Source organism: Endozoicomonas sp. ONNA2 (assembly GCF_024606365.1).
Classification (GTDB): Bacteria; Pseudomonadota; Gammaproteobacteria; order Pseudomonadales; family Endozoicomonadaceae; genus Endozoicomonas.
Genome location: NZ_JAHHPO010001077.1, coordinates 1 through 7,331, shown reverse-complemented (window position 1 = coordinate 7,331; position 7,331 = coordinate 1). Strand labels below are relative to the sequence as shown.

General features: G+C 49.0%; 9 protein-coding genes. All 9 read left to right on the top strand.

The window, feature by feature from the left end; translation table 11 throughout:
* Positions 1 to 466 precede the first annotated feature (466 nt).
* Positions 467 to 1,324: a P-loop NTPase gene (locus KDK14_RS19235; protein WP_257266828.1), complete on the top strand. Its 858-nt coding sequence runs from the start codon at positions 467 to 469 to the stop codon at positions 1,322 to 1,324.
* 74 nt (positions 1,325 to 1,398) lie between these two features.
* On the top strand, positions 1,399 to 2,079 hold the full coding sequence (locus KDK14_RS19230) for an RNA polymerase sigma factor FliA (protein ID WP_373691120.1): 681 nt from the start codon (positions 1,399 to 1,401) through the stop codon (positions 2,077 to 2,079).
* A gap of 233 nt (positions 2,080 to 2,312) precedes the next feature.
* A complete protein-coding gene (locus tag KDK14_RS19225; RefSeq protein WP_257266826.1) occupies positions 2,313 to 2,774 on the top strand; it encodes a rhodanese-like domain-containing protein in 462 nt (153 codons plus the stop codon).
* Positions 2,775 to 3,088: 314 nt separating this feature from the next.
* Entirely contained in the window at positions 3,089 to 3,745 is a 657-nt protein-coding gene (gene ccmA / locus KDK14_RS19220) for a cytochrome c biogenesis heme-transporting ATPase CcmA (RefSeq protein ID WP_257266829.1), read from the top strand.
* 9 nt (positions 3,746 to 3,754) lie between these two features.
* Positions 3,755 to 4,453 (top strand): heme exporter protein CcmB, encoded by a 699-nt coding sequence (gene ccmB, locus KDK14_RS19215; RefSeq protein WP_257266825.1) that lies wholly within the window; start codon positions 3,755 to 3,757, stop codon positions 4,451 to 4,453.
* Between the two features lie 136 nt (positions 4,454 to 4,589).
* Entirely contained in the window at positions 4,590 to 5,324 is a 735-nt protein-coding gene (locus KDK14_RS19210; protein WP_257266824.1) for a heme ABC transporter permease, read from the top strand.
* On the top strand, positions 5,324 to 5,641 hold the full coding sequence (ccmD, locus tag KDK14_RS19205; protein ID WP_257266823.1) for a heme exporter protein CcmD: 318 nt from the start codon (positions 5,324 to 5,326) through the stop codon (positions 5,639 to 5,641). The genes KDK14_RS19210 and ccmD overlap by 1 nt, the downstream gene beginning before the upstream one ends.
* Entirely contained in the window at positions 5,638 to 6,132 is a 495-nt protein-coding gene (gene ccmE, locus KDK14_RS19200; protein WP_257266822.1) for a cytochrome c maturation protein CcmE, read from the top strand. The genes ccmD and ccmE overlap by 4 nt, the downstream gene beginning before the upstream one ends.
* The coding region (locus KDK14_RS19195; protein WP_257266821.1) for a heme lyase CcmF/NrfE family subunit at positions 6,122 to 7,331 on the top strand (1,210 nt) is incomplete at its 3' end. The genes ccmE and KDK14_RS19195, both read left to right, overlap by 11 nt.

The window sequence follows — 7,331 nt, the reverse complement described above, 5'->3', positions numbered from 1 at the left end:
CCTGATGATTGCGGTGGAGCATCTGAATATGCGGAAGTTATTTACAGACAATTCCATAGTACCAGCCAAGGTAGCCAGAAATATTCGATTCCATCCATATGGCCAGCTACTTACTTTCTGGTTCTTTTTTCTTCCCTGATTGATTAAATACTGCCATTTTTGCGTCACTTTAGAGTGACACTGTCAAATAACTATCTTTTCAGATAGTTCAAAAAAGTGTTCAAGATTTTTTCAAAGCAACCGAAAATTAATCTATGTCAAAAAAATAGCGAATTGATAATGGTGCCACTTTAGAAAACTGTTAAAAAACAAGTGTTTATGTTTTTTTGTTTTTCTTTATGTGTTCTTTTGGGGTTTGGTGGCTGTTTTTATTTTTCAAATCAAAGTTGGCATGTTCATTGATATGTATATTTTGTCGTTTTTTTATATGCATTTTCTGAGCAATTGAAAAAATAAAGTGAGAACGATGGCGCAAGCAAAGAAAAGAGTAATTGCGGTTTCAGGATGTAAAGGAGGAGTCGGTAAAACCGTAGTTGCAGTAAACCTTGCTCTGGCTATGACAAAGCTGGGTCAGCGTGTCGTTTTGATGGATGGTAATATTTCTGTACCAGATGTTGAGTTCACTCTTGGGATGAACAAAGATGGTTTAAAAGGACAATTGTCGTCTGATTTTATTTTTTCATCTTCTGCTGAGTGCGAGTTAGCTAGTGATGTCTATAGCCATCAACGCAAATGCCTGTTGGATGGCCCTTCAGGTGTAAGAGTATTTACACCGGATCCCCAAGGGGAATGGAAAGACAGTATTCAAGTTATTCAGGCAGTAGAATTGATTCAGGATATGGATGATCTTGCATCAGATCTGGATACTTTGATTATTGACACAGCTCCGGGCCTGGCCCCGGATAATGTAACTCTCATTCAGGCGGCAACAGAAGTAGTCGTTGTCGTCAGTCAGGAAGACGTGTCTGTTATTGATGCTGTTCGACAGATAAAGCTTCTGTATCGGGTTTTCAATGTTCACCAGTTTTATATTGTTGTTAACCTGGTTAGCAGCAGAAGAGGCGGTGCTAAACAGTTTGAGAAGCTACAGGAGTACCTAAAAGACGACAAAGAGATAGTTTTATGCTATCTGGGGGCAATTCCACATGACAAGGCTGTAAGTGAAGCGGTTGTAAAACAGTCGGCATTGTTGACGCTAAGTAACGATTGCCGGGCTGCGAGAGCGTTTCATAACATTGGACATCAGCTAGCAAAATTACCGGTGCCTGAGCCAAAAGGTCGTATAGAATTCTTTTTGCCCGGCAGGATCAAGGAGAGGATCTAGTCATGACAGAGACCGCACAGGATGTGCAAACTGAGTCGGCACAAACGAAGTCGGCGCAAAAAAAGACGTTGAGCATGGAAGAGATGGTAGTAAAACATCGCTCATTGGTAAAAAGAATTGCCAATCACCTTGCCGCAAGAATGCCCGCCAGTGTTCAGATTGATGACCTGGTCCAATCAGGAATGATTGGATTGCTTGAAGCAGCTTCAAAATATGATGCATCCAAAGGTGCCAGCTTCGAAACGTTTGCGGGTATTCGAATTCGAGGTGCCATGCTGGATGAAATCCGCAAAGGGGACTGGGGGCCGAGATCGGTTTATCGAAATAGTCGTCGTATTACTGAAGCGGTTCAGGTTGTTGAAGCCAAACTGGGCAGAGATGCCCGGGATGCCGAAGTGGCAAAAGAGCTTGATGTGAAAATTGATGAGTATTATACCATTCTGAGTGATTTAAGAGGGTGTCGTCTTTTTAGTTATGAAGAGTTATTCGATAGTGAAGAATCAAGAATGCAGGCCCGCTCAGGAGACAGGGGACCCTCTGCAGATATTCAGGAAGAAAAATTTAAAACAGCCCTGATTGAAGCCATTGATAAACTGCCCGAAAGAGAAAAGCTGGTATTGATGCTTTATTACGATGAAGAGATGAATTTGAAAGAGATCGGTAAAGTATTGGGGGTCAGTGAATCAAGAGTCAGCCAGATTCACTCTCAGGCTGCACTTCGTTTAAGGTCACGGCTGCAAAACTGGCTGAGTTAACGTCTCAGCCACCGCTTTGACAGGGTAGTGACAAAAGTTGGTCAATCATCAGGAAACTGGTTGTTTTGATTTTGACAATATTCAGTTGAGTTGATCTATTTTTAGAAATATATGCCGGTTATATGCTGTATTGCTTTGAGCATTTTATTTTTAGTTGCTTATTGTTCCAAGTAGGTGGGTCTTAGCTCCATATACTTCTTTTATTAAGTTGTTTAATAACGGACCTGCATAATATGAAATGGATTTCTATCTCGGCTGCCATTCTGATGTCGGCACTTTCCTCTATTCTTCCGGCTCAGGAAGAAGCACCAGAAGCAATAAATGGTGTTATTACCATCAATACCCACCAGGCAAAACGTCTTCATGATATTGGTGCGCTCTTTATTGATGTGCGTCCTTATCAACAGTGGCAATATGGGCATGTGGACGGATCCCACAGTCTCGACTTAAGGGGTGGGTTTCGTCAACTAATGGTTCCGGGAGTTCTGGAAAAGGAGACTCCAATCGTGATCTACGGTAACAGCTCTTACCATATGAGAGGGGCTATTGGCAGTTATCTGGCTGCATTGTGGGGTTATGAACGGGTGTTTTTCCTAAGGGACGGTTACTTTTCCTGGTTGGCGCTGGATTATCCGGTGACATTGAAGTCTGATGTCGTGGATGAGTCCTACACAATGGGGGTTATGGCGCAGTAAAACCTCTGGCTCCCAATAAAGACTTTCCTTCTGCGCCTATTTTCTAAATACCTTCTATCTTCACTTTCTCCATGGGAGTGAAGATCGGTATGTCCTGAGTCCTTCCCGGGCTTCTTCAATGCTGACAATGAACAGCGTTTACCCCCAGTCGGTAAAAATTCCTGATATAATCGCCAGCCGACGCTATTCAGGGACATCGTATCAAGCAGGTCCTTTCATTTTATGGCTCATGGCCATACTGCTTTGCGAATCAGGGTCTCGGCGATACACAATTTGGTGATTGTTAGAAGATTCAGGAGTTCGCTTTGCTTAAGGTGGTGCAGTTGAGCTGTGAACGGGACGACAGGCTGCTGTTCAGTAACTTGTCATTTCAGCTTGGTCGTGGGGAAATACTGCAGATTGAGGGGCGAAACGGTGCTGGAAAAACATCGCTGCTGCGTATAATTGCTGGCTTTTCATCCAGTCTTGGTGGTGATATTTTCTGGAACGAGCAGCCTTTATCGACAGTGTATGCAGACTTTCGTCTTGACTGTTTTTTTCTTGGCCATAAACCGGGGCTGAAACTGGACCTGACGCCCCTGGAAAACCTTACCTGGCGAGCCAAACTGGCCAATACAATAATCAACCGGGAAATATTGCTCGCTGCCCTTGACCGGGTGGAACTTGCCGGTTATGAAGATATTCCCTGTAGCCATCTCTCGGCCGGGCAGTTAAGGCGGGTGGCGTTTGCCGGGCTGGTTGCCAGCCCGGCAAAGCTCTGGATTCTCGATGAGCCATTCACTGCGATTGATATTGAAGGCGTTTCCTGGCTGGAGAAGCTCTTTGATGAGCACACCCAGCAAGGAGGGATGGTGCTGGTTACCAGCCATCAACCATTGGCTGATCGCCAGGGAAAACTGCGCCGGTTGAATTTGGAGCACTTTGCCGCGGTTTGCCGCGGTTTGCCGCACAGAGGATTGCTGATGACATGAGGGAGGAAGATGTCGAACGTTGACCAGCAATCGATGCATGGATTTTCAGCCTGCCTTGCCTTGATTCGCCGGGACCTGATCCTCGCTTTCCGGTCACCGGGTCAGACCATTAATCCCATGGCGTTCTTGCTGATGGTGGCGACTTTATTTCCCCTCGGGATTGCACCGGATCGGGAGGTATTGTCAGAACTGTCGGCTGGCATTATCTGGATTGGCGCTTTACTGGCTGTTTTGCTGTCACTGGACTCATTGTTCAAAAATGACCAGGACGATGGCGCTCTGGACCAATTACTGATGTCCCCACACCCGCTCCCCTTACTGGTATTGGCCAAGGTGTTCAGCCACTGGTTGACCAGTGGTTTTTGTTTAACACTGATGGCACCATTGCTGGCCATCATGTTACATCTGCCATCAGACGCTTTTTCCCCGCTGATGATTACGCTGTTACTGGGAACACCAGTACTCAGTCTGGCTGGGGCCATCGGTGCTGCATTAACAGTAAGAGTGCAGCGTGGCGGGGTGTTACTGACCCTGCTCTCGTTACCGCTTTACCTGCCGGTTCTGATTTTTGCTACGGGGGCCGTCAATGCGTCAATACAAAACTTGCCGTATACCGGCCACATACTCTGGTTGTCTGTGTTCCTGATACTCGGGATATGCCTGGCACCGCTGGCGATTGCCGGGGCTTTAAGGGTAATTAATGAGTAAGGGGTATGGCAAAGAAGCTTGTCTTTATTCAGGCAATTGCTTGAAAAATGAAGAGATTTCCAGCACTCTCTGCCTGCAGGGAGTCTCTGTAACATCAGGTCGCATTGGTGGCGGCCTCCGTAAGTAGAACAAGAGTATGAACTGGACGTTTTTTCATAAGTTGGGCTCTCCCAAGTGGTTTTATGATATCAGCGGTAAGTGGTTGCCCTGGCTTCAGGTAATATCCCTGGTGCTGATAGTGGTGGCGCTGGTCTGGGGACTGGCGTTTTCCCCTTCGGATTATCTGCAGGGCAACAGTTACCGAATCATCTTTATTCATGTACCTGCCTCGTTCCTTGCCCAGTCAGTCTATTTGATGATGGCAACGGCGGCTGCTGTGACTCTGATCTGGAAAATCAAGCTCGCTGATATGGCACTGAAAGTCATGGCACCTATCGGGGTTTCCTTCTGCATACTTTCCCTGGTTACCGGAGCCATCTGGGGGCAGCCGACCTGGGGGACCTGGTGGGTATGGGATGCACGTTTGACCTCCATGCTCATTCTGCTATTTCTCTATATCGGCATTATTGCCCTGCGTGGTGCCATCCACACCACAGAAGCCGCCGCAAAAGCCTGTGCCATTCTCAGCCTGGTGGGGGTTGTCAATATCCCGATCATCAAGTTTTCGGTGGACTGGTGGAATACCCTGCATCAGGGTGCCACGTTGAAACTGACTGAAAAACCCTCCATGGCCCCTGAAATGCTCTGGCCCCTGTTATTGGCCATTGTCGGATTTTATCTGTTTTTTATGATGGTTATGGTGCTTCGTCTGCGTATAGAAATTATCAGTCGTGAAAGAAAGACCCGCTGGGTAAAAGAGCTGGTGAGTTGATGCCTATGTATTTTGACAGTTGGAGCGGTTTTCTGGCCATGGGGGGGCATGGATTCTATGTCTGGAGTGCCTACGCCTTCGCATTGGCAGTGCTTGCTTACAATCTGATTTCACCGTTCATGGCAAAGCGGCGGGTCATTGAAAAAGTGAGAAGGCAGGAACGATTGATGCACAGAAAAGTGGTCGTGGATGACTTCAGGGTCACTACAGGCAGTAGTGATAATAGCGGAAATCGCTCAGCTAACCCGACACTACAAAAACATCGTCCTGAGCGACAGGAAGCAGGCCCTGAGTCGGCAAAAAGGAGCCCCCAATGAATGCAGTCCGCAAACAGAGATTAATACTCGTACTACTGCTGCTGGCAGGCGTTGGTGTGGCTGTGGCGCTGATGTTGTTTGCGCTGCGGGAGAACATCAATCACTACTACTCTCCCGCCCAGATGGCTGCCGGTGACGCTCCGACAGGCCAGCGGATGCGCGGTGGTGGCTTGGTGGTTCCGGGCTCAGTTGCACGGGATACCGAAAGCCTGAAGGTCAGTTTCCGCATCAGCGATGGTGCCGGAGAAGTGACGGTGCACTATGAAGGTATTCTGCCTGACCTTTTTGTTGAAGGTTCCGGCGTTGTTGCCCTGGGGACGCTTGGCAGTGACGGTGTGTTTGCCGCGACGGAAGTGTTGGCCAAACATGATGAAAACTACATGCCACCGGAAGTGCAGAAAGCCATTGACGACGCACATCCGGGTTACCCAAAGCCCACTGGACAAGCTACTGTCCAACGTGAGCTGAGGAGTCTGCAAGATGGTAGCTGAAGCTGGCCTTGTGGCTCTGATTATTGCCCTGTGCCTGAGTCTTTTGCTCAGTACTTTTCCGTTGGTGGGCAGTTACACCGGTAATCTCCGGTTGATGCATCAGGCCCGCTCCCTGTCCTTTGGACTGTTTGCCTTTGTTGGCTTTTCGTTCTTGTGTCTGGTCTGGGCATTTATTACCGACGACTTTTCGGTGGATTATGTCGCCAGGCATTCAAACAGTCTGTTGCCCATGCAGTATAAAGTCAGCGCCACCTGGGGAGGGCATGAAGGGTCGCTGCTGATGTGGGTACTGATCCTGGTGGGCTGGATGGCGATGGTGGCTGTCAAGAGCGACCACCTGCCGCCGGAGTTGTCCGCCAGGGTCCTCTCGGTTATGGGGATGATTACCGTTGGCTTTTTGCTGTTTACCCTGCTGACCTCCAACCCGTTTAATCGCATTCTGCCTTTTCCCCCGGCAGAGGGTGCCGACCTGAACCCACTGCTTCAGGACTTTGGCCTGATCGTTCACCCGCCCATGCTGTACATGGGGTACGTCGGTTTTGCCGTTGCCTTTGCCTTTGCCATTGCCGCACTGCTCGGTGGACAGCTGGACACCGCCTGGGCCCGGTGGGCAAGGCCATGGACGACAGTGGCCTGGGTTTTCCTGACCTTGGGCATTTCACTGGGTAGCTGGTGGGCGTATTACGAGCTTGGCTGGGGTGGTTGGTGGTTCTGGGATCCGGTGGAAAACGCTTCCCTGATGCCCTGGCTGGTGGGAACGGCGCTGATGCACTCCCTGGCAGTGACCGAAAAACGCGGGCTGTTCAAGAGCTGGACGCTGCTGCTGGCCATCTTTACCTTCTCCTTAAGCCTGCTGGGCACGTTCCTGGTTCGCTCCGGCGTGCTCACCTCGGTCCACGCCTTTGCCAATGATCCGGAAAGAGGGGTCTTTATCCTCTTTTATCTGATGATTGTGGTTGGTGCATCGCTGACCCTGTTTGCCCTCAGGGCACCTGAGGTGCGCAGTCGCATCAGTTTTACCATGGCATCCCGAGAGACGTTGCTGCTGGTCAATAATATTCTGTTGACCGCCAGTGCCGCTACCGTGCTGCTGGGAACACTATTCCCGCTGCTGCTGGAATCCCTGGATATGGGCATGATTTCGGTAGGGCCGCCTTACTTCAATTCTGTCTTTGTGCCAATGGCCATGTTGCTGGCTT

Excerpts from the sequence above, each read along its gene's own strand:
- ccmB (WP_257266825.1), top strand. The coding sequence starts at position 3,755 with ATGTCGAACGTTGACCAGCAATCGATGCATGGATTTTCAGCCTGCCTT.
- KDK14_RS19225 (WP_257266826.1), top strand. The coding sequence starts at position 2,313 with ATGAAATGGATTTCTATCTCGGCTGCCATTCTGATGTCGGCACTTTCC.
- ccmE (WP_257266822.1), top strand. The coding sequence starts at position 5,638 with ATGAATGCAGTCCGCAAACAGAGATTAATACTCGTACTACTGCTGCTG.
- KDK14_RS19235 (WP_257266828.1), top strand. The coding sequence starts at position 467 with ATGGCGCAAGCAAAGAAAAGAGTAATTGCGGTTTCAGGATGTAAAGGA.
- ccmD (WP_257266823.1), top strand. The coding sequence starts at position 5,324 with ATGCCTATGTATTTTGACAGTTGGAGCGGTTTTCTGGCCATGGGGGGG.
- KDK14_RS19210 (WP_257266824.1), top strand. The coding sequence starts at position 4,590 with ATGAACTGGACGTTTTTTCATAAGTTGGGCTCTCCCAAGTGGTTTTAT.
- KDK14_RS19230 (WP_373691120.1), top strand. The coding sequence starts at position 1,399 with ATGGAAGAGATGGTAGTAAAACATCGCTCATTGGTAAAAAGAATTGCC.